The sequence below is a fragment of the Pseudomonas sp. RA_5y_Pfl1_P24 genome (assembly GCF_963970945.1).
Classification (GTDB): domain Bacteria; phylum Pseudomonadota; class Gammaproteobacteria; order Pseudomonadales; family Pseudomonadaceae; genus Aquipseudomonas; species Aquipseudomonas tritici.
In genome coordinates, this window is the sequence record NZ_CAXAOJ010000018.1 from 20,954 (window position 1) to 46,021 (window position 25,068).

Annotated in this window: 17 protein-coding genes; 9 read left to right on the top strand and 8 right to left on the bottom strand. The window is 60.3% G+C overall.

Features of this window, described 5'->3' with window-relative positions; genetic code table 11:
• Nucleotides 1–21 precede the first annotated feature (21 nt).
• Nucleotides 22–588 carry an ADP compounds hydrolase NudE gene (gene nudE / locus AACY30_RS24460; protein ID WP_065875823.1) on the top strand — a complete coding sequence of 189 codons (567 nt, stop codon included), beginning with the start codon at nt 22–24 and terminating at the stop codon, nt 586–588.
• Entirely contained in the window at nt 585–1,421 is an 837-nt protein-coding gene (gene cysQ, locus AACY30_RS24465; protein ID WP_339541246.1) for a 3'(2'),5'-bisphosphate nucleotidase CysQ, read from the top strand. Before nudE ends, cysQ begins: the two co-directional genes overlap by 4 nt.
• 61 nt (nt 1,422–1,482) lie before the next feature.
• Here the strand turns inward: cysQ and AACY30_RS24470 are convergent, their stop codons facing one another.
• From AACY30_RS24470 to rfbB, 7 genes are read right to left on the bottom strand one after another with little or no spacing between them, the layout of a single operon-like run.
• Complete coding sequence (locus tag AACY30_RS24470; RefSeq protein WP_339438755.1) at nt 1,483–1,938, bottom strand: YiiD C-terminal domain-containing protein; 456 nt, start codon at nt 1,936–1,938, stop codon at nt 1,483–1,485.
• 26 nt (nt 1,939–1,964) lie between these two features.
• Nucleotides 1,965–3,341, bottom strand: coding sequence for a sigma-54-dependent transcriptional regulator (locus AACY30_RS24475; RefSeq protein ID WP_049710567.1), 1,377 nt, complete (start codon nt 3,339–3,341; stop codon nt 1,965–1,967).
• A complete protein-coding gene (locus tag AACY30_RS24480) occupies nt 3,338–5,146 on the bottom strand; it encodes a sensor histidine kinase (protein ID WP_339469126.1) in 1,809 nt (602 codons plus the stop codon). The genes AACY30_RS24475 and AACY30_RS24480 overlap by 4 nt, the downstream gene beginning before the upstream one ends.
• Before the next feature lie 36 nt (nt 5,147–5,182).
• Nucleotides 5,183–6,052 (bottom strand): dTDP-4-dehydrorhamnose reductase, encoded by an 870-nt coding sequence (gene rfbD, locus AACY30_RS24485; protein ID WP_339541247.1) that lies wholly within the window; start codon nt 6,050–6,052, stop codon nt 5,183–5,185.
• Nucleotides 6,049–6,594, bottom strand: a complete 546-nt coding sequence (gene rfbC / locus AACY30_RS24490; RefSeq protein ID WP_339469129.1) for a dTDP-4-dehydrorhamnose 3,5-epimerase — start codon at nt 6,592–6,594, stop codon at nt 6,049–6,051. The genes rfbD and rfbC overlap by 4 nt, the downstream gene beginning before the upstream one ends.
• Complete coding sequence (gene rfbA, locus AACY30_RS24495) at nt 6,575–7,468, bottom strand: glucose-1-phosphate thymidylyltransferase RfbA (RefSeq protein ID WP_339469130.1); 894 nt, start codon at nt 7,466–7,468, stop codon at nt 6,575–6,577. Before rfbA ends, rfbC begins: the two co-directional genes overlap by 20 nt.
• The gene (gene rfbB, locus AACY30_RS24500; RefSeq protein ID WP_339469132.1) at nt 7,465–8,547 is read right to left on the bottom strand and encodes a dTDP-glucose 4,6-dehydratase; all 1,083 of its coding nucleotides are present in this window, start codon (nt 8,545–8,547) and stop codon (nt 7,465–7,467) included. Before rfbB ends, rfbA begins: the two co-directional genes overlap by 4 nt.
• Before the next feature lie 151 nt (nt 8,548–8,698).
• Between rfbB and AACY30_RS24505 the strand changes: the two genes are divergently transcribed.
• The 3 genes from AACY30_RS24505 (at nt 8,699) to AACY30_RS24515 (ending at nt 13,286) form a co-directional block, all read left to right on the top strand.
• Nucleotides 8,699–11,608, top strand: coding sequence for an aminotransferase (locus tag AACY30_RS24505; protein ID WP_339541248.1), 2,910 nt, complete (start codon nt 8,699–8,701; stop codon nt 11,606–11,608).
• Nucleotides 11,609–11,729: 121 nt separating this feature from the next.
• Nucleotides 11,730–12,836 (top strand): agmatine deiminase, encoded by a 1,107-nt coding sequence (gene aguA, locus AACY30_RS24510; protein WP_339541249.1) that lies wholly within the window; start codon nt 11,730–11,732, stop codon nt 12,834–12,836.
• Between the two features lie 234 nt (nt 12,837–13,070).
• Nucleotides 13,071–13,286, top strand: coding sequence for a hypothetical protein (locus AACY30_RS24515; RefSeq protein WP_339541250.1), 216 nt, complete (start codon nt 13,071–13,073; stop codon nt 13,284–13,286).
• A gap of 61 nt (nt 13,287–13,347) precedes the next feature.
• Here AACY30_RS24515 and AACY30_RS24520 read toward each other — a convergent pair whose 3' ends face one another.
• Nucleotides 13,348–15,435, bottom strand: a complete 2,088-nt coding sequence (locus AACY30_RS24520) for a TonB-dependent receptor (protein WP_339541251.1) — start codon at nt 15,433–15,435, stop codon at nt 13,348–13,350.
• A gap of 411 nt (nt 15,436–15,846) precedes the next feature.
• Here AACY30_RS24520 and AACY30_RS24525 point away from each other — a divergent pair, with 411 nt between their 5' ends.
• The 4 genes from AACY30_RS24525 to AACY30_RS24540 all read left to right on the top strand — a co-directional run bounded on the left by AACY30_RS24525 (nt 15,847) and on the right by AACY30_RS24540 (nt 25,060).
• Nucleotides 15,847–17,163, top strand: coding sequence for an OprD family porin (locus tag AACY30_RS24525; RefSeq protein WP_339541252.1), 1,317 nt, complete (start codon nt 15,847–15,849; stop codon nt 17,161–17,163).
• 502 nt (nt 17,164–17,665) lie between these two features.
• Complete coding sequence (locus AACY30_RS24530) at nt 17,666–18,598, top strand: NAD-dependent epimerase/dehydratase family protein (protein WP_339469139.1); 933 nt, start codon at nt 17,666–17,668, stop codon at nt 18,596–18,598.
• Nucleotides 18,599–18,660: 62 nt separating this feature from the next.
• The gene (locus tag AACY30_RS24535; RefSeq protein ID WP_339541253.1) at nt 18,661–21,474 is read left to right on the top strand and encodes a bifunctional glycoside hydrolase 114/ polysaccharide deacetylase family protein; all 2,814 of its coding nucleotides are present in this window, start codon (nt 18,661–18,663) and stop codon (nt 21,472–21,474) included.
• Nucleotides 21,452–25,060 (top strand): tetratricopeptide repeat protein, encoded by a 3,609-nt coding sequence (locus tag AACY30_RS24540; RefSeq protein WP_339541254.1) that lies wholly within the window; start codon nt 21,452–21,454, stop codon nt 25,058–25,060. Before AACY30_RS24535 ends, AACY30_RS24540 begins: the two co-directional genes overlap by 23 nt.
• Nucleotides 25,061–25,068 lie beyond the last annotated feature (8 nt).

Below are 25,068 nucleotides of genomic sequence, written 5' to 3' on the forward strand. Positions count from 1 at the left end.
GATCACGCCAAGGAGCCGTTTATGCGCCAGAAACCCACCGTCCTCGCCCGCGAAATAGTCGCCAGTAGCCGTTTGTTCCGCGTAGAGGAAGTGCAATTGCGCTTTTCCAATGGCGTTGAACGAACCTACGAACGCCTTGTGGGCCGCGGTGCCGGCTACGGTGCGGTGATGATCGTGGCGATGATCGATGAGGATCATGCATTGCTGATTGAAGAGTACTGCGGTGGCACCGACGAGTATGAGCTGTCCTTGCCCAAGGGCCTGATCGAACCCGGTGAAGATGTGCTGGCGGCAGCCGATCGCGAACTCAAGGAGGAAGCCGGCTACGGCGCGCGGCAGTTGGAACACATTACCGAGTTGTCGTTGTCGCCCGGTTACATGAGTCAGAAAATCCAGGTGGTGCTGGCCACCGACCTCTACGAAGAACGCCTTGAAGGCGATGAACCTGAGCCGATGCGTGTGGACCGGGTGAACCTGCGCGAGCTGTCGATGCTTGCGCAAAACGAACAATTCAGCGAAGGCCGCGCCCTGGCCGCGCTGTACCTGGTACGAGACCTGTTGACCCAGCGTGGAGCGTTTACTGCATGAGCGAACTGTTTTTAGGCCACGCGTTTATTGCCCCTGTGATCGAACTGGCGCGCCAGGCGGGTGAAGTGATAATGCCGTACTGGCGCGCCGATGTGGCGGTGACTTCCAAGGCCGACGATTCGCCGGTGACGGCGGCGGACCTGGCCGCGCATCATCTGATTCTGGCAGGCCTGACCGCGCTGGACCCGAGCATTCCGGTGCTCTCCGAGGAAGACGCCGACATCGAGCAGAGCGTGCGTGCCGGCTGGCAGCGCTGGTGGTTGGTTGACCCGTTGGACGGCACCAAGGAGTTTATCGCCGGCACCGAAGAGTTCACCGTCAATATCGCCCTGATTGAACGAGGCCGCGTGGTGTTTGGCGTGGTGTCGATGCCCACCAACGGGCGTTGTTACTTCGGTGGCGCGGGCCTGGGCGCTTGGCGTTCGGACGTCAATGAAGCGCCCAAACAGATTCAGGTGCGCGCCGCGCCAGTGGCGGGTGAGTCATTTACTGTGGTCGCCAGCCGTCGCCATACAAGTCCTGAGCAGGAACGTTTGCTGGACGGTTTGAGCGAAAGCTTGGGTGAGCTGAAACTGGCGAATATCGGCAGTTCGTTGAAATTTTGCCTGTTGGCCGAAGGCAGCGCCGATTGTTATCCGCGTTTGGCACCCACTTCCCAATGGGACACGGCAGCAGCCCAAGGCGTGCTGGAAGGTGCGGGAGGCGAGGTGCTGGAGTTGAGCGGCGCGCCGTTCAGTTATCCGGCGCGGGAATCATTATTGAATCCATTCTTCTTGGCCTTGCCGGCAAAAGCGCCGTGGCGTGAGCGGTTGCTGACCCTGGCCCGGTCATGAGGCTACAGTAGATCAAACTGTGTGCGGGCTTGGTCCCACATGTGGTTTTGCGTGATGGCGGCTAGCGGTGCAAGACGTACTGCCCGGTAAAGGCCACTGCCCGCTGCTCACTGCCCTCATTCACAACCCACGTCTCCAACGCCAACCGCGCACGACCATAACGCTTATACGTCGCCACAAAGCGTTTCCACACTTTCTCCTCCGGTGCCTGGCACACCACCGTAGCATCCCGCGTAACCGGCAGCGGATAACTGATCTGCCCCTCCTGAATCACGATATGCCCGTCTTCAATCCCTTCTTCGCGCAGCTGCAAGTGCAGCCAGCCCCAGCCCGCCAGGACTGCGCCGCAATACAGGCTGCCGCCGAACATCGTGCTCTTATGGTTGATATTGGCTTGTAAGGGCAGGTGCAGTTCCAATTGCCCGTGCTGCCAATCGAGCACTTTGAGGCCCATTTCCCGGGTGAGGGGGATGTCGTGGTGAAGGATGGATTCCAGGTAACGGCTGTCGCGGCTCATGGGGGCCTCTTGGCAGGTGGGGGCGGTCATTCGTCGTCGCCACTTTGGTTGGCGAAGTTCAGGCCGTGCTTGCGCAGTTTGTCGTGCAAGGTTTTGCGCGGTACGCCCAAGGCTTCGGCCAGGCTTCGCATGGAGCTGTGCGGGCGTGTCAGTTCGGCGGCGATCAGGCTTTTTTCGAACTGCTCGACTTGCTCGCTGAGGCCGCCGGGCGTGGAGGTCAGGACACCGGCTGATGGATTGTCCGGTGTGTTATCCAGCGCCAGTTCCAGGCCCAGCGCGAAGCGTTCGGCAGCGTTTTGTAGCTCGCGCACGTTGCCCGGCCAGCTATGACGCAGCAGCAGCGCGCGCTGGCCCGGTTGCAGCTCGTGCAGCGGCAGGCCGTGGCGGCTGCTGGCTTCATCGGCAAAATGTTGGAACAGCATCAGCGCATCTTCACCGCGCTCACGCAGCGGTGGAATACGCAGCGGCGCGACGTTGAGGCGGTAATACAAGTCGGCACGGAAACGGCCCTGGTCGGCGGACTGGCGCAGGTCTTCCTTGGTCGCGGCGATGATGCGGATATCCAGCGGTATCAGCTGATTGCCGCCCAGGCGCTCGACTACACGCTCTTGCAACAGGCGCAAGAGTTTGACCTGTACATCCAGGCTCATGCTTTCGATTTCATCGAGGAATAAAGTACCGCCGTTGGCAAATTCGAATTTACCGATCCGGCGTTTCTGCGCGCCGGTAAACGCGCCGGGTTCATGGCCGAACAGTTCGCTTTCCACCACGGACTCGGCCAAAGCGCCTGCGTTGATTGCCACAAACGGACCGCTGCGGCGGCTCGACAGGTCATGCAGCGCGCGCGCCACCACTTCTTTGCCGGCGCCGGTTTCGCCGAGGATCAGCACATCGGCTCTGGTCGCCGCCAGTGCACCGATCTGTTCGCGCAGGCGCAGCATTTGTGGCGAGTGCCCCACCAGGCGTGTGCTTAATTGCTGGCGGTCGCTGAGGGCCAGGCGCAGACTGCGGTTGTCCAGCACCAGGCGGCGCAAGGCCAGGGCGCGGCGCACGCTGTCGAGCAGGGCATCGCTGGCGAAGGGTTTTTCGAGGAAGTCATACGCCCCGGCGCGCATGGCTTGCACCGCCAGCGGCACATCGCCGTGGCCGGTGATCAGCAGCACCGGCAGGTCCGGGTCTTGGCCGTGCAGTTCGGCGAGCAGCTCCAGGCCGTCCATGCCGGGCATGCGGATGTCGCTGACCACCACGCCCGGCCAATCCCGCGACAGGCGCGCGGTAAGGCCGGTGGCTTCGCCCAGGGTCAGGACTTTCAGCCCGGCCAGGTCCAGGGTCTGGCACAGGGCCTGACGCAGGTGTGGATCGTCGTCGATCAACACCACCTGAATCTGGTTATCGATACTCATACACTGCGGTCCTCGGACGGTTGCAGACTGACGCCCGGCGAGCCGGCACGCAATTTCAAGGTTAACAGCGCGCCGCCTTCCTTGTGGTTGGCAAACAGCAGTTCACCGCCAAAGGCGCGCATCAGGGTTTCACAGATCGCCAGCCCCAACCCCAGGCCCTGGGTGCGGGTCTTGGTGGTGTAGAACGGCTCGCTGGCGCGGCCCAGGGCCTCCATGCAAAAGCCTGGGCCGTTGTCGCGAATGTACAGGTTGACGCCCTGTTCGGTGGTTTCGGCACTCAGCCAGAGTTTGCGCGGCGGGCCTTTTTCGGTGAGGGCGTCGAGGGCATTGGCCAGCAGGTTGCCGAGCACCTGGCGTAATCGGGTTTCACCGGCCTGTACCCACAATGTTGCCTCCGGCAAATCGCGGATCAGCTCCACCTCCATTGACCGACGCCGCTTGGCCAGCAAGGCCAGCGCATCGTCCAATGCCGGTTGCAGGGCCACGCTTTCGGGCGCATGCCGGTCGCGACGGGCAAAGGCGCGCAAGTGGGCGATGATCGAGGCCATGCGCCCGGTCAGTTCGCTGATCAGCTTGAGGTTGCCGCGCGCGTCGCTGGTGCGCTCGTGGTCGAGCAAGATTTCGGCGTTTTCCGCATAGCTGCGAATCGCTGCCAGAGGCTGGTTGAGTTCGTGGCTGATGCTCGCCGACATGGTGCCCAGCGCCGACAGTTTTCCGGCCTGCACCAGGTCGTCCTGGGCACGCACCAGCTCCTGCTGAGCGTGCTCGCGCTCCAGCACTTCCTGTTTCAGGCGCCGGTTGAGGCCTTCAAGGTCACTGGTCCGTTCGACCACCCGCGCTTCCAGCTCGCGCCGGGCCTTGGCTTCAAAGGCGATGCGTTCCAGGTAATGGCGGCGACGTTGCATCATCAAGCCCAGTAACAGCATCAACACCAACAGCGTGGCGCCGCCCACGGCAACGACTGTGCGTACCGGGCGGTTGATCAACGAACGTGGCGCGAGGATTTCCACGTTCCAGCCGGTCTCAGCGAGGGCTGTGGATTGGCGAAGCCAGGCGGTGCTGCTCAGGCTCAGAGGCTGTGGATCGCGTGTGGGGTAGGGCTGGATGGCGATGATGGCCTGGCGCTCTTCAGCCGTCAGCGGCCGGGTGGCGCGGAATCGCCACTGTGGTCGCGACGTGAGAATCACCACGCCGTTATGGTCGGTGACCAGCAGTTGTTCCGGGGTGTTGCCCCACAGGCTTTCGGTGTGGTCCAGGTCGACCTTGACCACCAGCACGCCGATGATTTTATCGCCATCGCGCACGGCGGCGGCGAAGAAGTAGCCGCGCTTGGCCGACGTGGTGCCCAACCCGAAAAAACGCCCCAGGCGCCCGGCCATGGCTTCGCTGAAGTAGGGGCGGAACGAGAAATTGCGCCCGACAAAGCTGTCTTGCTTATCCCAATTGGAGGCGGCGAGGGTCTTGCCGGTGGTGTCCATCAGGTACATCACCTCCACCCCGGCCTGGGCGGCGACGTCCTTGAGCAGCAGGTTGGCGTTGACCAGGTTGGTGCTGACCTGGGGTGCGCCAAGTGCGGTGCGCAAGGCCGGCAGGTCGCCAAGAATTTGTGGCAGTACTTCGTAGCGGTGCAGGGTGCCCAGCAGGTTGGCCACGTACAGGTCAAGGGTTTGGCGGTTCTGGCCGGCCAACTCACTGCGGTAATAACGCTCGGCCAGGCGCTCCAGCGGCCACAGCAGCGGTGCCAGGCACAACGCCAGCAGGGCGAGGCTGCGCCAGCGAGGTCTACGCGGGAGGGGTGGAGTCATGGGATTCGTGCGCCTGTGGGTACGGGCGCATTATGCCTAGTGCTGCTCTGCAAGACACTCGCGCAATGCGTCTTGCCACGGCGGTTGGTTGACGTGCCATTGCTGCTGCAGGCGACTGCAATCGAGACGCGAGTTCAATGGGCGCCTGGCTGGCGTCGGGTAGGCGCTGGCAGGGATCGGCTCCAGTTCAGCGCAGGCGTTGCCTTGCTTGCGCAGATGCTCGCCAATCGCCTCGGCAAATCCGAACCACGACGTTTCGCCTCTGGCAGTCAAGTGATAGACACCCCATTCCCCCGGCTCGCCCGCCTGCCAGCGCTCGATCAACCTACGCGTGCTGTGGGCGATGCTGCCGGCCCAGGTTGGCGCGCCGATTTGGTCGGCGACGATGCGCATCTGCGGCTTTTCCTGTAACAGGCGCTGCATGGTCAGCAGGAAGTTCTTGCCGTAGCTGGAGTAGACCCAGCTGGTGCGCAGGATCAGGTATTTGCCGCCAACGGCCGTAATCGCCTGCTCGCCAGCCAGTTTGCTCTGGCCATAGACCCCCAGCGGGTTCGGCGTGTCGGCTTCGTTGTAGGGGGCGGGTTTGCTGCCGTCGAACACGTAGTCGGTGGAGTAGTGGATCAACGGGATGCCCAGGGCTTTGGCTTCCTGCGCGAGAACGCCGGGGGCGATGGCGTTGATCGCAAACGCCACGTCTGGCTCGCTTTCAGCTTGATCGACAGCCGTGTGGGCGGCGGCGTTGATGATCAGGTCAGGGCGATGGGCGCGGACCTGCTGGCGGATCTGGTCGGGGTTGGCCAGCTCGAGGTGGTCGCGGCCCAGAACGATGAGATCGCCGACGTCCTGGAGCCGAAGTTGCAGTTCGCGGGAGACTTGGCCGTGTTGGCCGGTGATCAGGATTTTCATGGGAATAGATCGGCATCTTTCAGGCTTTTGCCATTTTGATCCTTGGCGGACAAGATCGGCGGGCCGTTGAGTTGCCAATCAATGTTGAGATCAGCATCGTCCCAGCGAATGCAGCGCTCTGAAGAGGGGATATAGTAATCGGTCGTTTTGTAGAGGAACTCAGCGTAATCGCTGAGCACTAAAAAACCATGAGCAAATCCCGGTGGAATCCATAGCTGGCGGCTATTATTGGCCGACAACCGCACGCCTGCCCATTTGCCAAAAGCTGGTGAGCTTTGACGTATATCCACCGCCACGTCCAACACCTCACCTGCGGTCACGCGCACCAATTTGCCTTGGGGGTGCTCCACTTGGTAATGGAGTCCGCGCAGGACTCCTTGTTGCGATCGTGAGTGATTGTCCTGCACGAACTGCTGTTGTAACCCGGTAGCTTTCGCGAAGTCCCGGGCATTGAAACTTTCATAGAAAAAACCGCGTTCATCGCCAAATACCTTCGGCTCGATGATTAATACACCGGGCAACTCAGTGGCGGATACATTCATATGGATTATCCCCTGCAAGGGTGAGCAAGTATTTACCATAGCCGGTCTTGCCAAAATATTTGGCCCGCTCCAGCAAATACTCACGATCAATCCAGCGATTCTGATAAGCGATTTCTTCCAGGCATGCCACTTTCAGGCCCTGACGATGCTCAATCGTCTGTACATAAAGTGAGGCCTCTAGAAGGCTGTCGTGAGTTCCTGTATCGAGCCAGGCGAAGCCTCGGCCGAATCGTTCCACATGAAGGTCGCCGCGCTTGAGGTAGGCGTTGTTAACATCCGTAATCTCAAGTTCACCCCGGTGTGAGGGTTTGACCGCTTTGGCGATTTCGATCACGTCGTTGTCGTAGAAGTAAAGACCGGTCACGGCATAGGGTGACTTTGGCTTGAGAGGCTTTTCTTCGATGGAGAGGGCCCGGCCTTCCTTGTCGAAGTCAATCACGCCAAAACGCTCCGGGTCCTTGACCCAGTAACCGAATACCGTGGCACCGGATGGCCTTTTAGCTGCTGCACGTAGTTGGTCGCCGAAATACGAACCGTGGAAAATGTTGTCGCCCAGGATCAGGCAAACCGGATCATCCCCGATGAACTCTTCGCCAATAATAAAGGCCTCTGCCAGGCCATCGGGAGATGGCTGTTCTGCATAGCTGAACCGTACGCCAAACTGACTACCATCCCCGAGCAGATTGCGGTACTGCGGCAAATCCGCCGGGGTGGAAATCACCAGGATGTCCTTGATCCCCGCCAGCATCAGCACCGAGATCGGATAATAGATCATCGGTTTGTCATACACCGGCAGCAGTTGCTTGGACACGCCCAAGGTAATGGGGTGCAAACGGGTACCTGAGCCACCCGCCAATACGATTCCCTTCATCATGCAATCAAATCCTTCATGTCGGTGCTGCCCAAACGTTCGCCTTGATAACTGCCGTCCTGGACCCTGCGGCACCACTCCAAATTTTCGAGGTACCACTTCACAGTCTTTCGCAAGCCGCTCTCAAAGGTTTCCTCAGGAACCCAGCCTAGCTCAAGTTCGATCTTGCTGGCGTCAATTGCGTAACGCTGATCGTGCCCCGGTCGATCTTTGACGAAGGTGATCAGGTCGGTAAATTTCCCGACACCTATCGGGCGTTGCGGTGCCAGCTCTTCCAGCAGCTCGCAGATACCACGCACAACATCAATGTTCTTCTGCTCGTTATGACCGCCGATATTGTAGGTCTCGCCTACCATGCCCTCTGTCACCACTTTGAGCAGAGCGCGGGCGTGGTCTTCGACGAACAGCCAGTCGCGTACCTGTAAACCATTACCATAGACCGGTAGCGGCTTGCCCGCGAGTGCGTTCAGAATCACCAGCGGAATGAGCTTCTCTGGAAAGTGGAAGGGCCCGTAGTTGTTCGAGCAGTTAGTCAACAGTACTGGCAGGCCGTAAGTGCGTTGCCAAGCACGCACCAGATGGTCGGACGCTGCCTTGCTCGCAGAGTACGGTGAGCTTGGCGCGTAAGGGGTGGTTTCGGTGAACAGGTCGTCCACGCCGTGCAAGTCGCCGTACACTTCGTCGGTAGAAATGTGGTGGAAACGGAAGGCGCTCTTGGCAGGCTCTGCCAGCTTATGCCAATAAGCCCGGGTAGCTTCCAGCAGGCTATAGGTACCCACAATGTTTGTTTGAATAAAATCAGACGGACCATCGATCGAACGGTCGACATGAGACTCGGCCGCCAGGTGCATGATCGCCTGGGGCTCAAAACGTGCCAACACTGCGCTGACAGTAGCCTGGTCGACAATATCGGCCTGGACGAACTCATACCGGCTATTGCCCGCGATGCTGCTCAGCGATTCCAGGTTGCCGGCATAAGTGAGCTTGTCCAGATTGAGCACTTCGTGCTCGGTGTGTTGAATCAGGTGGCGAATCAGGGCGGAGCCGATAAAACCAGCACCGCCGGTGATGAGAACGCGCATGTCGGAGGGCCTTTTTCTTAAACGGACAGTAAGCGAATGGAGCATAGCTTGAGTTGTGCGGCGGGGGGGTGCAAGCGCCGGATGCTTAGGGGGTTGCCTAACCCCCTGAACAATGGCGATATACACCCCTAAAAAACCGAGGCTACCCTCCATGTTGCTCGCCACCCTGATCCATCGCGCCAGTCTACCCTGCCCGCAAGTTGGCCCCGATCAGGCGGCTCGGCTGCTCGAGGAGCATTACGGCCTGACGGGCTCCCTGTACTCGTTGGGTAGCCAGCAGGACCTCAACTACAGAGTCGACAGCCCGCGCGGCCGGTTTGTTCTGAAAATCTGCCGCGGTGACTACGCTGCCGTTGAGCTGCAGGCCCAGCACGCGGCGCTCAATGCTCTACAGGCCCAAGCCGATGTGCACGTGCCCAAGGTCATCAAGGCCGTGAGCGGTGAAGAATTGCTGACCCTGACCCTCGACAGCCAAACCCTGCACGTGCGGGTGCTGGGCTATATCGATGGCCAGCCGTTGACCCATCAGCCTCACTTGGGCCGTGAGGTCATTGCACGTTTCGGTGATCTGTGTGGGCGGATGAGCCAAGTGCTGGCCTCGTTCGAACACCCCGGCCTGGAACGTACCCTGCAATGGGACCCGCGCCATGCCCCGGAGCTGATCGCTCATCTGCTGGCAACCCTGGAAAACCTGCCCCACCGCGAAGCACTGGAGCACGTGGCCGGGCAGGTCGAAGACCACCTCCGTCCCCTGGCTGATCATCTACCGTGGCAAGCGGTGCACATGGACATCACCGATGACAACGTCGTGTGGCAGCGTGATGCGCAACGTCACTGGCAACTTCAGGGCGTGATCGATTTCGGCGATCTGGTGCACACCTGGCGCATCGCCGATCTGTCAGTGACCTGCGCCGCGTTGCTGCACCACGCCGAGGGCGATCCCTTTGCCATCTTGCCTGCGATCCAGGCCTGTCATGCGGTGACACCGTTGCAACACGAAGAATTGCAGGCGCTGTGGCCGCTGATCGTTGCGCGGGCGGCGGTGCTGGTGTTGAGCAGCGAGCAGCAGCAACGCCTGGATCCGGATAACAGCTACCTGCTGAAAAACGCCGAACATGAGTGGGAAATTTTCCACGTGGCGACGTCAGTGCCGTTTGAGTTGATGGAGGCGGCGATCCTGGATTGTGTCGGGCAGGCGTTGGCGCCGATTGTCGGCCAAGGCTTCGCGCCCTTGCTACCGGGCCTGGTGGGACGTGAGTTTGCGTTGATCGACCTGGGCGTGCTCAGCCCGCATTTCGAGGCAGGCAACTGGGAACAGGCGGGAATTGACCAGCGCTTGTTGCAGGATGCAGCCGCAGTGCACGGCTTGGCCGCCAGTCGATACGGGCAGTACCGCTTGTCGCGTACGCAGCCCGACAGTGCTTATGAACCTGAGACGTTCGCGCTGCACGTCGAGCTGCACGTGCCCAAGGGCACCTCTATCGAGGCTCCGTTTGCGGGCATCGTCCGCCCTGGCGTGAATGGCGAACTGCGTGTGCACTGCAGCGAAGCCAATGTGCGGTTGTGGGGTGCCAAAGCGCTGTTACAGCCTGGCGCCGCCGTACTCAAGGGCCAGGTGATCGGTGAGGTCGAAGGCCCGCTGACCGTGCAACTGTGCCGTGTTGGCTTGCCGGCGCCGCTGTTCTGCACGCCGTCCCGGGCGCAGGCGTGGCAGGCGCTGTGCCCCTCGCCGGCGGCACTGCTGGGGCTGGCGTGCGACGCAGAGCCCGAGTTGGACCCCGAGGCCCTGCTCGCTCGCCGCGACGCCAGTTTCGCCCGTTCGCAAAAGCACTATTACGTCGACCCACCGCGCATCGAACGCGGCTGGCGCAACCACCTCATCGACATGCAGGGCCGTTCGTACCTCGACATGCTTAACAACGTGGCAGTGCTGGGCCATGGCCACCCGCGCATGGCGGCGGTGGCGGCGCGCCAGTGGTCGCTGCTCAATACCAACTCACGTTTTCACTATGCGGCGATTGCCGAGTTCTCCGAGCGCTTGCTGACGCTGGCGCCGGAAGGCATGGACCGCGTGTTCCTGGTCAACAGCGGCACCGAGGCCAATGACCTAGCGATCCGCCTGGCCTGGGCCTACAGCGGCGGCCGCGACATGCTCAGCGTGCTCGAGGCGTACCACGGCTGGTCGGTGGCGGCAGATGCGGTGTCTACCTCGATTGCCGACAACCCCCAGGCGCTGAGCAGTCGTCCTGACTGGGTGCACCCGGTGACCGCACCCAATACTTATCGAGGTGAGTTCCGCGGGCAGGACAGTGCGCCTGATTACGTACGAAGCGTGGAACACAACCTGGCGAAAATCGCCGCGAGCAAACGCCAACTGGCAGGGTTCATCTGCGAGCCGGTGTACGGTAACGCCGGCGGCATCTCCCTGCCGCCGGGCTATTTGCAGCAGGTGTATGCACTTGTCCGCGCCAGGGGCGGCGTGTGCATCGCCGATGAAGTGCAAGTGGGTTACGGCCGTATGGGGCATTTTTTCTGGGGCTTTGAAGAGCAGGGCGTGGTGCCCGATATCATCACCATGGCCAAGGGAATGGGCAACGGCCAGCCGTTGGGGGCGGTGATCACCCGTCGCGAAATCGCCGAGGCGCTGGAGGCTGAGGGGTACTTCTTCTCATCGTCGGGGGGTAGCCCGGTGAGTTGCCGGATCGGCATGGCCGTATTGGATGTGATGGAGGAAGAAAAGCTGTGGGAAAACGCTCTGGTGGTCGGTGGGCATTTCAAGACGCGGCTGGAAGAATTGATCGATCGTCATCCATTAGTGGGCGCTGTCCACGGCTCCGGTTTTTATCTCGGCCTGGAATTGGTGCGCGACCGGCGCACCCTGGAGCCGGCCACTGAGGAGACCGCCTTGCTATGTGACCGCCTGCGGGAGCTGGGGATCTTCATGCAGCCCACGGGTGATTATTTGAACATTCTCAAGATCAAGCCGCCGATGGTCACGTCCAAACGCAGCGTGGATTTCTTTGTCGACACGCTGTCGAAGGTGCTGGAGGAACACGCGTAATAATCGATTGTTATCGGCTATTTTCTGTCATGTTCATCTACTATGATCTTATGTTGCTTTTAAAGCCGATTTATATCCGTTATAAAGTCGGCCTTTACCCCCATTCGGAGTCCTGATCGCCATGACCACCCTGAACAGCACCCCCCGCGCCGATGGCTTCCACATGCCTGCCGAATGGGCGCCACAGACTCAAACCTGGATGATCTGGCCAGAGCGCCCGGACAACTGGCGCCTGGGCGGTAAGCCAGCGCAGGCCGCTCACGTGGCGGTGGCCAAGGCCATCGCACGGTTTGAGCCGGTGACCGTAGCGGTTTCCGCCGGCCAGTACGAAAATGCCCGCGCGCGCCTGGATGTGCCGAATATCCGGGTGGTGGAGATGTCCAGCGATGACGCCTGGGTGCGCGACACCGGGCCGACCTTCGTGATCAACAACAGCGGCGAAGTGCGCGGTGTGAACTGGGACTTCAACGCCTGGGGCGGTTTTGATGGCGGCCTGTATTCGCCGTGGAACCGCGATTCGCAGGTCGGCGGCAAGATCCTCGAGATCGAACGGGCCCCGCGCTATCGCACCGAAGGCTTTGTGCTGGAGGGCGGTTCGATCCATGTTGACGGCGAAGGCACCCTGATCACTACCGAAGAATGCCTGCTCAACCGCAATCGCAACCCGCACTTGGGCCGTGCCGAGATTGAAGCGGTGCTGAGTGCCAACCTGGCTGTGGATAAAATTATCTGGTTACCAGACGGCCTGTTCAACGACGAGACCGACGGCCATGTGGATAACTTCTGCTGCTACGTGCGCCCTGGCGAAGTGCTGCTGGCCTGGACCGATGACCCGCAAGACCCTAACTACGCACGCTGCCATGCCGCCATGGACGTGCTGCAAAGCAGCACCGATGCCCAGGGTCGCTCGTTCACAGTGCATAAAATGCCGATCCCGGGACCGCTTTACGCGACCGAGGAAGAATGCGCCGGTGTCGATCCGGTTGACGGGACCCAGGAGCGTAATCCGACCGTGCGGTTGGCCGGTTCCTACGTCAACTTCTTGATCGTCAATGGCGGCATCATTGCGCCGAGCTTCGATGACCCGCTGGACAGCGTGGCCAAGACAATCCTGCAGGACCTGTTCCCGCAGCACGAAGTGGTGATGGTGCCGGGCCGCGAACTGTTACTGGGTGGCGGTAATATCCATTGCCTGACCCAACAACAGCCAGCCCCGCACAAAAACTGAGTGCACTTGTAACAGTGTCATGGCGCTAGCCGGGTGCTCCCCGGTTTCAGCGCCAACAGCAAGCCCGCAGCCCTGCAAGGTTGCGGGCTTTTTTGTGTCGGCATACCTATAAACACGAGACATTGGCATAGCTCTTGTATCGCTATTGTCACAGTGGCCCAGGGTGATGACTGCGCAGTTCTGTCATAAACCTTGAGTAAGTTAGCCGCTCACGCAGTAGGAGAGAGCGCTGAAATGAACGCCGATATTAACCCGATGTACACGCGCACGTTTCACCCCTTGCGGGTCAATGGTGACGCGATCCATGCGCTGGCGCTCTGGTTGAAGGAAAACGGTTCGCGACAGATCAGGCAACAGCCTGACTTGCACAGTGTGATGCGTGAACGCTACCCGGCGGGGTTGTTCAGTGAGGACGAAGTGCATGCGTTGTCTGACGTGTTGAGTAGCTAAAGCACCACCGAAATCAACTGTGGGAGCAGGCAAGCCAGCTCCCTCACTGACCGCGTTTTCCTCAAAAGCTATAGGTACCGGTCACGATGAGACTGCGCGGCTCCCCTGGCTGGATCTGCGCCACACTGGTCGCCGACGCGTAGTAGGTTTTATCCGCGATGTTGTTCAGCGCCGCCCTTACATCCCACGCCTTCTGACGGAACCCCGCCAACGCATCCCAGCGGCCATAACCCGGTAACACCACGGTGTTGAGGCTGTCGGCATAACGGTCGCCGACCAGCGTCAGGCCGGTTTCCGCGTACCAGCCCATCTCCGGCTTCCAGGTAATGAACAGGCTGCCATTACGCTTGGCCACATCGCTGACGCGCTTGCCTTCAAAGCCGTTGTTGTCCTTCTCGACCGTGGCATTCTGCAAGCCCACACCACCGCGTAAATACCAGTTTCCGACGATTTTTCCGGTGGCGGTCAGCTCCACGCCGCGTGAGCGCTGCAAGCCGCTGAGCAGGGTGATGGTGCGGTCCAGCGGGTCGCTGGTGCGGCGGTTGTAGAGTTCCAGTTCGTACACGGCGAGGGTGGTGCTCAGGCGGTCGTCGAGCCAGTCGCTCTTGACCCCGATTTCCTTCTGCTTGGTCAGCTCAGGGCTCAGGTCGTTGACGCTGCCGGCGGCGTTCGGGGTGATGCCGATCAAGCCGCCGCCCGCTGGGGAGAACGTCTTGCTCCATGAGGCATAGAACGAGTGATGTTCCAGCGGCGTCCACACCAGGCCAAAACGCGGGCTGGTGCTGTGGCTTTTGACGGCCTGCTGGGTGTTGAGCAGCTTGCTCTTGGTGTCTACCTCGAAGCGGTCGTAACGCAGGCCGGCCAGGATTTGCCACTGGTCATTCAGGCGCAGTTGATCCTGTACATAGATGGCGCGACTGTCGACTTCGGTGTGGTTGTTGCTTTGCAGGCTCATCCGCCCGGTGTGGCTGAGGTTGCGATTGGGCTGGTTGAGATCCAGGGGCGGCACGACGCGGCCGCCTTGTGCGACGGCAGTGGCGGTATACAGCTTCGGGTCGCGGCGCTGGCTGCCCAGTTCAAGGCCGGTGAGCAAGCGGTGCTCCAGGCCGAAGGTGCTGAAGCCGCCTTCCAGCTCGACGTTGTTAAAGATGTTGAGAGTGGTCAGGTCCTGCTGCCAGCGCTGGCGCGTGACACGGTTGGTCGACGGGGTATAGGCGGTGACGTAGGTATTGTCGAAATCGCTGTCGAGCTTGAACACACCCAGGGTCTGGCGCAGTTGCCAGTTGGCGTTGAGCTCATAGGCCAGCTTGGAGCGCAGCGACTGGGTTTTGTCGTCGATGTAGTCCCGGCTGTCGCCGTAGGTGGTGCTTCGGCTCACGTCAGCCGGGCGCCCGTTCACCCCAGGAATGCCACGGTCGGGCGTGCGGTTGTAGCGACTGTATTCGTATTGCACCAGCCAGTTCAGGTCTGGCGTCAGTTGCCAGCTCAAGGACGGCGCGAAAAGCTGGCGGTTGCCGCTCACACCGTCGCGAAAGCTGTTGTTGTCCTGGTTACCCATGTTCAGGCGCAGGCTCATGTTATCGGTGGGGTCGGTGCTGAGGTCGGCGTACACGCTGCGCAAATCATTGCTGGCGCCTTGGGCCTCAATGCTCGACGTGTGTCCGGCAATAGGCAGCTTGCTCACACGGTTGACGATTCCTCCCTGACCGCCTCGTCCGTAAAGTACTGCCGCAGGCCCCTTGAGCACTTCGGTGCGCTCGATGTTATGCAGGTCGCGAATGTATTGGCTGTCGTCACGAATGCCATCAAGGTAGAAGTCATTGCTCGCGTCGAAACCGCGGATGCGCAAACTGTCGAAACGTGTGTCGGCGCCGCTGCTGACGTTCGGGATGCCGCTCAACGCCTGGCCCAGGTCATTGGTGCCATAGGCGCGCAGGCTTTCGGTCTTCACTGAATCGATGGCCTGGGGCACATAGCGCACGGGTGTGGCGGTGCGGGTGGCCGTGCTGGTCTCCTTGACCCGCGGGTCGTCTTCGTCAGCTTCGGCACTGATCGAGGTTTCAGGCAAGGTGGTGGCCGCACAGGCAAAACCGGCAGACAGCAGAACGCAAAGCCCAAGGGTGATGGGCGTCAGGCGAAGAGCAGGCATGAAGGCATGTATCCGAATTGTTTGGGAGGAAAACTGCGCGTTAATGGTAATGCTTTGCATTTGCGCGCGTTATCTATTACCAAAAGTATCGACTTCGAAATATGTTACGAGATGTGTTTCTAAGGCATTTGAAGGTGATTTTTTGTCGTTTTTAGAACAGCAATAGGCCCTTGTTTAGAATTATTTCGCCTAAATACAGACGATTCACGAAATTGACACATAGTTCAACGCGCGACTAGGATTGCGCCCAACGCCTTTGGCTAACAGCCATGACTCATCCAATAAAAAAGGCCCGCGGCCTGTTAAGTCGTCCGCGGGCCTTCTTTTTTCCGGAAGCAGTCGACACCAGAAAAGCGACACGGGGCCTGGTGTCATCGCGCGTACTCAACCAGAAACAAGGAATACAAAAAAATGTTGAAGCAACGGATGAGTCTGATCGCTCTGGGGATTTTGAGCGCATCGACAGCAATGGCCAACGACCAGGACCAATCCAAGGGTTTTGTTGAAGACAGCCACCTGAATATCGCCGCCCGTAACGCGTACATCAGCCGTGACTACAAAAACGGCAAGCAAGACAAAGCCGAATGGGGCCAAGGCTTCATCGGTAAGTTCGAGTCCGGTTTCACCCAAGGTACCGTGGGTGTGGGTGTGGACGTGATCGGCCAGTACGCTATCCGTCTGGATGGTGGTCAAGGTCGCGCTGGCGCGGGCGGCATCGACTTCTTCAAACAGGGCAATGGCACTACCAACCCTGATGGCTCGAACAACCCTGGCTCGGCACCCCATGACCTGGCCAAGGGCGGCGCTGCCGTGAAGTTCCGCGTTTCCAACACGGTGCTCAAGTACGGTGATCAGTTCCCGGCTGTGCCTGTGCTGCAGTACGACAACTCCCGTCTGTTGTCGGAAACCTACACCGGTACTTCGATTGTTTCCAAAGAGATCGCCGGTCTGCAACTGGACGCGGGTCACTTCACCAAAGAAGCGCGCAAGAGCATGGAAGGCACCGACAGCGGTCGCCTGAAAAGCATCGACTATATCGGTGGTAGCTACAAATTCATCGAAAGCCTGTCGGCCGCGCTGTATGCCTCCCACATGCAGGACGTGCTGAAGAAGCAATACGTCAACGTCAACTACGTGCTGGCCCTGCCAGAGAAGCAGTCGCTGACGTTTGACTTCAACGGCTACAAAACCAAGCTGGACCGCAGCTTCGCCCTGGAAAACCAGAAAGATGCTGACGCCCGTGACAACAAAATCTGGAGCCTGGGCGCCACGTGGGCTGTTGGCCCGCACAGCTTCACCGTCGCTCACCAGCGCAGCACCGGGGACACCGGCTACCTGTATGGCGGCTACCGCAACGCTGGCGGCATCGGCGACGGTGGCAACACCATCCTGCTGGCCAACTCCTACTGGTCTGACTTCAACGGCAAGGACGAGCGTTCGTGGCAACTAGGCTACGGCATCGATTTCGCCACCTTCGGCGTACCGGGCCTGACCTACAACGTGGCCTACGTGCGCGGTACCAACATCGACGACGGCACCAACCGTGGCGATGGCACCGAGCGCGAAATCTGGAACCAGTTCAAGTACGTGGTCCAGAGCGGCCCAGCCAAAGACCTGAGCCTGCGTGCTCGCGCCTCGTGGCTGCGCGTTTCCAACAACGCTGACCAGTACAACGTAGGCGGTAACGAAATCCGTCTGTTCGCCGACTACCCGATCAACGTTTTCTGATTTATCCGGCGTCGCGCCTGATGCCAGGCGATAAAAAACCCCGACCCGTTCGGGTTTTTTTATGTGCGCCCGGCAGTCCTTTTGCGCCTCAGCACACGCTTTATGCCCACAAATGCTGCGCAGATCCCTTTTCAGGAGCGCTGTAAAAAATTTTTAAAAAGCAATGACAAGGCGGGATTTCTGAAACAACGGATCGCAGATAAGTGGCGAAAATTTCGCCTAACCCAATCGAAGTTAACCGCGTTTAAATACCCCGATATGAGTCAATTAAATGGCGATGATTTAAAGTCGCCTACCGTCTGGCGGCATAAAAGACGATATGTTGACAGTTTCTCCCGGATCTAACATGATCGGCGGCGTTTTGATGGCTTCAAGCCACTAAACTGACATCATTGCACCAAGCGGGCTGAGGTATTTTTCAGCCTGTGCTGGGCCTTAATCGTGCCACCGTTAGCGGACTGCCTATATGAAATCTCCGCTTGAGTCGTCAGGAAGAACCTCCATGGATGTTAAGCGAGTTTTGATTACCGGTGGTGCAGGCTTTATTGGCTCGCATTTGGTCGATGCCTTGCTGGGCAAGGGTTACAGCATTCGTGTGCTGGATAACCTGTCGACCGGCAAGACGAGCAATTTGCCTATCGGGAATCCGCATCTGGATGTCGTCGTGGGTGATGTTGCAGACACCGCGGTGGTCGAGCAAGCCATGCAGGGGTGTCATGCTGTGGTTCACCTGGCAGCAGTGGCATCGGTGCAGGCGTCGGTGGATGATCCTGTCGCTACCCACCAGAGCAATTTCGTCGGCACGCTCAATGTGTGCCAAGCCATGCTGAAGGCGGGTGTCAAACGTGTGGTATTCGCTTCCAGCGCTGCAGTCTATGGCAACAACGGCGAAGGCACGGCCATTGAAGAAGACACCCCCAAGTCTCCCCTGACGCCTTACGCGTGCGACAAGCTGGCCAGTGAGTATTACCTGGACTTCTATCGTCGCGAACATGGCTTGGAGCCTGTGATTTTTCGCTTCTTCAATATCTTTGGCCCACGCCAGGACCCGTCCTCTCCGTACTCGGGTGTGATTAGTATCTTCAGCCAGCGGGCAATCGCCAAGCAGCCGATTACCGTATTCGGTGACGGTGGGCAGACGCGCGATTTTGTCTACGTGCAAGATCTGGTGAGCATTCTCGTGCAGGCCGTGGAGGCCCGCGAGGCTGCCCCTGGTGCGGTCAATGTCGGGTTCAGCCGCGCGACCAGTTTGAACGACCTGATCAGCGAGCTGGGTGGTGCGACCGGTACGGCGCTGACGGTGACGCACCAGGCGCAACGCCAAGGCGATATTCGTCATTCCCGCGCGGACAACACGCGCTTGCTGCAACGCTACGTGCTCTCGGAACCGACGTCCGTGGGCCAGGGTTTAACGCAGCTACTTCGCAGTTTGTAACCCGCCGGTCACCCTGTTCGACCTTAGCGCCGTCTCAGTTTCAATCATTTCAAGAGTGCATTATGGAAATCGTTTTTCGCAGGACGCGTGTCCGCGCAATAGCTGAGCGGCTACTGACCGCTTTTGCGTTGTTCGTTGGCGGGTCTATTGCGCAGGCCGCGACGTCGCCGCAGCCGGCCAGCGTGGCCTTCTGGTACGCCGAGCAGCCGCCCCTGGCGGAGTTGTCGCAGTTTGACTGGGCTGTGGTCGAGCCCGGCCACATGACGGCCGCCGACGTCAAAACCTTGCGTACGCTGGGCAGCGAACCCTTTGCTTATTTGTCCGTGGGCGAATTCGACGGCAATAAGGCGGCGCTCGAAAAAGCCGGCTTGAGCAAAGCGGTTTCCCCGGTGCGTAACGATGCCTGGGACAGCCAGGTCATGGACCTCACTTCGCAAGCCTGGCGTGAGCATTTATTTGCTCGCGCCAAAGCCTTGGAAGCCCAAGGTTATGGCGGTGTATTTCTCGACACCCTCGACAGTTTCCAGTTGCTGCCTCAAGCCCAGCGTGAAGCTCAGCGCGTGGGCCTGGCCAACCTGCTGCGTGAAATGCACAAGCGTCAGCCAAAATTGAAGTTGTTCTTCAATCGCGGTTTCGAAGTATTGCCTGAGCTGGATGGCGTCGCCGCCGCCGTGGCAGTCGAGTCGATTCACGCGGGCTGGGACGCCTCCGCCAAGCGTTATCGCCCGGTCTCGGAGTCCGACCGCGAATGGCTTGAAACGCATTTGAAACCGCTGCGTGCCAAAGGCGTCCCGCTGGTAGCGATTGATTACTTGCCGCCTGAGCGCCGTGAAGAAGCGCGCAAACTGGCAAAGCGTCTGCGCGAAGAAGGCTACATCCCGTATATCAGCACCCCTGACCTCAATACCCTGGGCATCAGCAGCATCGAGGTTCAACCACGCCGAATCGCGCTGATTTTCGACCCGCGCGAAGGTGCGCTGGAAGATGCTGCCGGCCATAGCGACCTCGGCGGCTTGCTGGAATACCTGGGCTATCGCGTCGATTATTTTCCGGCCGACAGCCAGCTTCCGCTGTACGGCTTCAGTGGCCTGTACGCCGGCGTTGTCACCTGGATGACCAGCGGCCCGCCGCAGGACCCGGCTGCGTTTAGGCGCTTCATCAATGCGCGCCTGGACGAACAGGTGCCCGTGGCGTTTTTCAGTGGGTTGCCGGTTGAAGACAAGCTGCTGCTCAAGCGCCTTGGCCTCAAGCGTGATGCGCCGCCCGCCACGCAGGTGCTGACCGTTACTCATCAGGACAAGGCCCTGGTGGGCGCATTTGAAGCGCCGGTGGTGCCGCGCTCGCGTGACCTTACCGCCGTTTCCTTGATGCCCAATGGCCCGACAGCTGCGTTGTCGTTGAAGGGTGCCGGCGGTGAGGTGTTCACGCCGGTGGTGGTCGGTAAATGGGGAGGCTTGGCACTTGCGCCCTATCTGCTTGAAACCAACAACGAGCGCAGCCGCTGGATCCTCGATCCCTTTGCGTTTCTCCAGGCCAGCCTGCACCTGCCAAGCCAGCCGCGCCCGGACAGCACCACCGAAAATGGCCGGCGCATTGCGACCGTGCACATCGATGGCGATGGCTTCCCTTCCCGCGCCGAAGTGCGTGGCACACCTTACGCCGGGCGCCACACGCTGGACGACTACATCAAGCCCAACCCGTTTCTGACTTCGGTGTCGATCATCGAAGCCGAGATTTCGCCCCGCGGCGCGTTCCCCTTCCTGGCCCGTGAGCTGGAGCCGATTGCACGCGAGATCTTTGCCAACCCTAAGGTTGAAGTTGCCACGCATACCTACAGCCACCCATTTTTCATGCAGCCGGAAAAAGCCAAGAAACGCGAGAACTTCAATCCGGAATACGGCATGAACATGAAGGTGCCTGGCTACGACAAAATTGATTTTCGCCGCGAAATCTTTGGCTCGCGCGACTACATCAACCAGAACCTGACCACCCCGCAGAAGCCGGTGAAATTAGTGTTCTGGCCAGGTGATGCGCTGCCATCGGCGAGCACCATCAAATTGGCGTATGACGCTGGCCTGAAAAACGTCAACGGTGCCGAAACCATCATGACCAAGGCCAATCCGTCGCTGACCGGCCTTAACCCGCTGCTGCGCCCGACCGCAGGCGGCTTGCAGTACTACGCGCCGATCATCAACGAGAACTTGTACACCAACTTGTGGAAGGGCCCGTATTACGGTTTCCGCGAGTTGATCGAGACGTTCCAGCTCACCGACAGCCCACGCCGTCTGCGTGGCCTGCACCTCTATTACCACTTCTATTCCAGCACCAAGCAGGCGTCGATCAAGGCCATGCACGAGATCTATGGCTACATGCGCGAGCAGCAGCCGATGTCGTTGTGGATGAGCGACTACCTCGACCGTCTGCACGGTTTGTATCAGGCGAGCCTGGCACGCACCGCGGATGGCGCCTGGCAGATTCGCGGGATGGACGCACTGCGTACCGTGCGCCTGGACGCGCAAATGGGCTGGCCGGACCTGTTGAAATCGCAAGGCATCGCCGGCGTGCGCGATTTGCCGCAAGGGCGCTACGTGGCCCTGAGCAGCGACAAGGCGCTGCTGGTGCTGCGCCCGGATCGAGACCCGAGACCGGCGCTGGAAGAGGCCAATTTGCCTCTGCTGGACTGGCGTTACCTGGATGAGCGCCGCGTGAGCTTTGCGTTCGCCGGCCAATTCGACCTGACCTTCTCCGTACGTTCGGCCACTGCCTGCCGCGTGGAAGTGGATGGCCAACGATTTGCGGGCAAGGCTTCGGCCGGCCTGTGGACTTTTCAATTACCTATGAAGCAGGTGAGTAATGGTCAGCTCCTCTGCAACTAAAAACAGCCGCCTGCTCAATCCTTGGGCATTGGCGGTGGTGGCGGTTGCCGTAGGTGGCCTGTTGTGGGCGACCTTCCAGCGCGAAGAAGTGTTCCAGCCCGACGGTCGCCAGCCGGATGCGGTCTCGGCCAACTATGCCGAGCTGCTGCTGACGGCTCACCCGGACGACGATCACCTGCGTCTGCAACTGGTCGATTTGTTGATTCGCCTCGGTGACTACACCAAAGCGCGCCAGCACCTGGAAGCCTGGCCCAAGCCACAGCCTGAAATCCAGGCTTACTATCGTCTTGAACTGGACGCGCTGGTCGCCACCAGCAGCAACGACTTGATCGCGCAGCAAGCGCTCGTCGAGCGCCTGGGTAGTTTCGATTACCACAAATTGCCATTGCCCCAGTTGCAAAACCTGGCGGCGCGGGCGTTGACCTTGCAGGCGCCTGAATTCGCGGCGGGTGTGTACGAAGAAATCGCCGCACGCGATCCCGCACAGCGTGCCGAAGCGCTCAAATCGGCGGCTCAGTGGTACATGGCCAGCGAAAAACCGGAGCATGCTGCCGATATTTACCTGCAGCTCAGGCGCGAAGCCCAGCTACCGGCAGAGCGTCGTGATTACGCGCAGTTGGCGTTCAACAGCTTGCTGTCGGCGGGTCGTGACGAACAGGCTGCGCAGGTGCTGTCCGACGAATTGCCCCAACTGACTAACCCCCAGACCGATGTGGCATGGCTGGAGCAGGGCGTCGACGTCGCCGTGGCAACCAAGCAGTTTGACCTGGCGCAGCGCGTGCTCAAGCAGTGGCGCGAAGTGCAGCCGGACAATCCGAAAATTGCGCTGAAAGAATTCCACGTGCGTCTGGCCATTAATGACCTGGCGGGCGCCTGGGAAACCGGTCAGCAATTGACGGTCGATTATCCGGACGACACCGAGCTGCTCAATCAAATGGCGTTGCTCGGGGAGTGGCGCGGTGATAACGCAGCGGCCTTGGGTTATTGGATTCGCTTGCTCAAGCTGAAAGAAGACCCGCAAACCCGCGAACACGCCTGGCGCCTGGCCAGCCAGCAGTTCGATTTCGACCGCTCGATCCCGCTGCTAGCCGAGATCATGCAACAGCGCGCGCTCACCGATATCGAGCTGGACGCGTTGATCTATGGCCACGAATCGCGCGGCACGCCTGCTGAGGCCGAGGCCTGGTTGCGCCCCTATCTGCGCAAATACCCAGGGCACCGCCTGGCGTGGACACGTTTGCTGCAAAACCTGGACAACACCGGGCAGTTCGCCGCAAGAAGCAAGGTTTACAACGACTACGCCAAACGCTTCACCCTGACCTCGGCCGAGCGGGTGGACTGGGTTGGCACCGAGATGAAGCTGTTTGACGAGCAAGCTGCATGGGACGTCGTGAAGGTGGATGACCCTTCGATCGAGGATCCTGAGTATTGGCACGCCCGCGCTAGCCTGGCGTGGGACCTGGAGCGTGATGAAGACCTGCGCGTTTCGTTGGAACGCCTGCTGGCCATCAACGGCAAGCTGATCAGCGGCGACGAGAGCCAGCTCATCACCCTTTATCGCACCCGAGACCCACAGCGCGCCCTGGCCCTGATGGTCGCCAGTTGGAAACGCGCCCAAGACCCGCAACGCTTGGTCGAGGCCTTGCAGCTCGCCGAGGAATTGCAGGAGTGGGACCAAGTGGTCGCGTTGCTCGAAGACGCTAAACAGTACCCGCAGGCCTACGAGCAAGCCCAGGTTCTGGCCGTGCGGGGTGCATTGGCGATTGAGCAGGGCGACAGCGCCGAAGCCGAGCGTTTGTACCTGCTGGGCCTGTCGCGTTATCCCAACGACAACCTGTTCCGCGAACGCATGATCTGGATGTATGTCGACCAGGGCAACACCGAGAAACTCAAGCCATTGCTGGCCAAATGGCGCGTCTATGCGCGTCAGGACCGTCTGCTCTGGCTGCCATTTGCCAGCGCCAGTCAGTTGTTGAATCGTGATACCGACGCCTTGGCCTGGTACCGCATGTACCTCAAGCTCACCCCGAACGACTGGCTGGTGCAGGCGGCATACGCCGATGCACTGGACACCGCCGGTTACCAGGATGCGGCGCAACGGCTGCGTTTGAAACTGCTGCGCAACCCCGAGGCTGAAGGGCTGCAACCTTCGTCCCAGCGCTACGCGATCTGGTTGCGGCTGATGTCCAGCAGCTACTCGCCACGCAAGGCGCAGCAGGAACTGTTGAAGTGGAAAGACGGTTCGCCGTCGATGAAGCAGATGTGGTTCGAGCGCTTGCTGGCACGGCTGGATGCGAGCAATCAGGAGTCGCAGAAAGACCAATGGCTGGAGTGGGCGCGTAGCCAAGGCCTCAAGGTCGACCGTTACGAGCAGATTCAGGAAGCGCTGCGCAGTCGCAACAAGGCCCAGGTTGAAACCCTGTTGGCCAGCAGCGACCTGAACCCGGCGCAACGTGCGCAGGCACTCAGCCGCCTGGGTCGCACCAACGAAGCGCTGGACGTCAGCTTGACCGCATTGGGTGACGACCAGCCGGAGTCGGTGCGCGAACAACTGCGCCGCCAAGCCGTGGAGATCCACGAAAGCACCCCGCAAGGCGCGCTACTGTCCTACCAGAAGCAAGACTTCGGTGGCCTCTCGTTTGATGCGCCGCGCTTGGAAATCGCCCACAACCTGGGTGACAACTGGTACGCCGACCTCGAGATGGAGCACGGCAACTACAAGGGCGACGACGTCATCTCATCGAGGATCGGTGACGAAAGCAACGCGGCCCTGACCTTGATTCGCTCGGTGGAAAACGGCAGCTGGAAGGTGTTCGCTGACACCAGCCAGCGCAAGGACGACGATCGCAACGGCCTGGGCCTGTCGCGCCTGTGGCAGCTGGGTTCCAGCCACCAACTCGAGACCGGCCTGGACTGGCATCGCAAGAGTGACGACAGCGGCTTGATGCGCGCCTTCGGCCAGCAGGACCGAGCCTGGGTCGGCGGGCGTCATGGCCTGACCGCACGGGACCAGTTGAGCTGGGAAGTGGCGCAGCGTTCGTTCTCTACCCGTGCCGGCGACTCGCTGGGTACCGGGCAGGCGCTGAAGGTTGAGCTTAACCATACGCTGGAATTCGCCGGGCCTAACTGGACGGTGCGCGGCGGTGCGGATTATCAGAAGAACAGCGTGAAGGACCGGGAGCTGGAATATCTGTCGAGCCGCAACGGCGGCGCCGTCAAGGTTACGCCTCAGTCGATAGATGCCGATACGGGTCTGCCTGATCCTCTTGATGTAGACCCGGTCACCGCCGACAACCTGCTGCAAAGCCGCTACGGCCAACTCTACGTCGGTACCACCTGGCGTCGCGGCATCCCTGGCGCGCTGGTGCGCACCAAGCCCCAATACACCTGGCTGGTGGACGTGACGGCAGGCTGGCAGTGGACAGACCAAACCTTCAACTACGGCATGAACACCGGCATCGGCTTTGAAGTGCTGGGTGACGACGAACTGGCCCTGACCGTCGGTTACCAATCTGCGCCACAAGGCGGGGATGGCAAATCCGGCGGAACACTGGGCATGAGCTACGGCGTGCGTTTCGGGCGCTGATTACAGAA

Coding starts and splice junctions, on each gene's coding strand:
- AACY30_RS24530 (WP_339469139.1), top strand. CDS start 17,666: ATGGATGTTAAGCGAGTTTTGATTACCGGTGGTGCAGGCTTTATTGGC.
- AACY30_RS24505 (WP_339541248.1), top strand. CDS start 8,699: ATGTTGCTCGCCACCCTGATCCATCGCGCCAGTCTACCCTGCCCGCAA.
- rfbC (WP_339469129.1), bottom strand. CDS start 6,594: ATGAATGTATCCGCCACTGAGTTGCCCGGTGTATTAATCATCGAGCCG.
- AACY30_RS24470 (WP_339438755.1), bottom strand. CDS start 1,938: ATGAGCCGCGACAGCCGTTACCTGGAATCCATCCTTCACCACGACATC.
- rfbA (WP_339469130.1), bottom strand. CDS start 7,468: ATGATGAAGGGAATCGTATTGGCGGGTGGCTCAGGTACCCGTTTGCAC.
- cysQ (WP_339541246.1), top strand. CDS start 585: ATGAGCGAACTGTTTTTAGGCCACGCGTTTATTGCCCCTGTGATCGAA.
- AACY30_RS24540 (WP_339541254.1), top strand. CDS start 21,452: ATGGTCAGCTCCTCTGCAACTAAAAACAGCCGCCTGCTCAATCCTTGG.
- rfbD (WP_339541247.1), bottom strand. CDS start 6,052: ATGAAAATCCTGATCACCGGCCAACACGGCCAAGTCTCCCGCGAACTG.
- nudE (WP_065875823.1), top strand. CDS start 22: ATGCGCCAGAAACCCACCGTCCTCGCCCGCGAAATAGTCGCCAGTAGC.
- AACY30_RS24480 (WP_339469126.1), bottom strand. CDS start 5,146: ATGACTCCACCCCTCCCGCGTAGACCTCGCTGGCGCAGCCTCGCCCTG.
- aguA (WP_339541249.1), top strand. CDS start 11,730: ATGACCACCCTGAACAGCACCCCCCGCGCCGATGGCTTCCACATGCCT.
- AACY30_RS24525 (WP_339541252.1), top strand. CDS start 15,847: ATGTTGAAGCAACGGATGAGTCTGATCGCTCTGGGGATTTTGAGCGCA.
- AACY30_RS24515 (WP_339541250.1), top strand. CDS start 13,071: ATGAACGCCGATATTAACCCGATGTACACGCGCACGTTTCACCCCTTG.
- AACY30_RS24475 (WP_049710567.1), bottom strand. CDS start 3,341: ATGAGTATCGATAACCAGATTCAGGTGGTGTTGATCGACGACGATCCA.
- AACY30_RS24520 (WP_339541251.1), bottom strand. CDS start 15,435: ATGCCTGCTCTTCGCCTGACGCCCATCACCCTTGGGCTTTGCGTTCTG.
- AACY30_RS24535 (WP_339541253.1), top strand. CDS start 18,661: ATGGAAATCGTTTTTCGCAGGACGCGTGTCCGCGCAATAGCTGAGCGG.
- rfbB (WP_339469132.1), bottom strand. CDS start 8,547: ATGCGCGTTCTCATCACCGGCGGTGCTGGTTTTATCGGCTCCGCCCTG.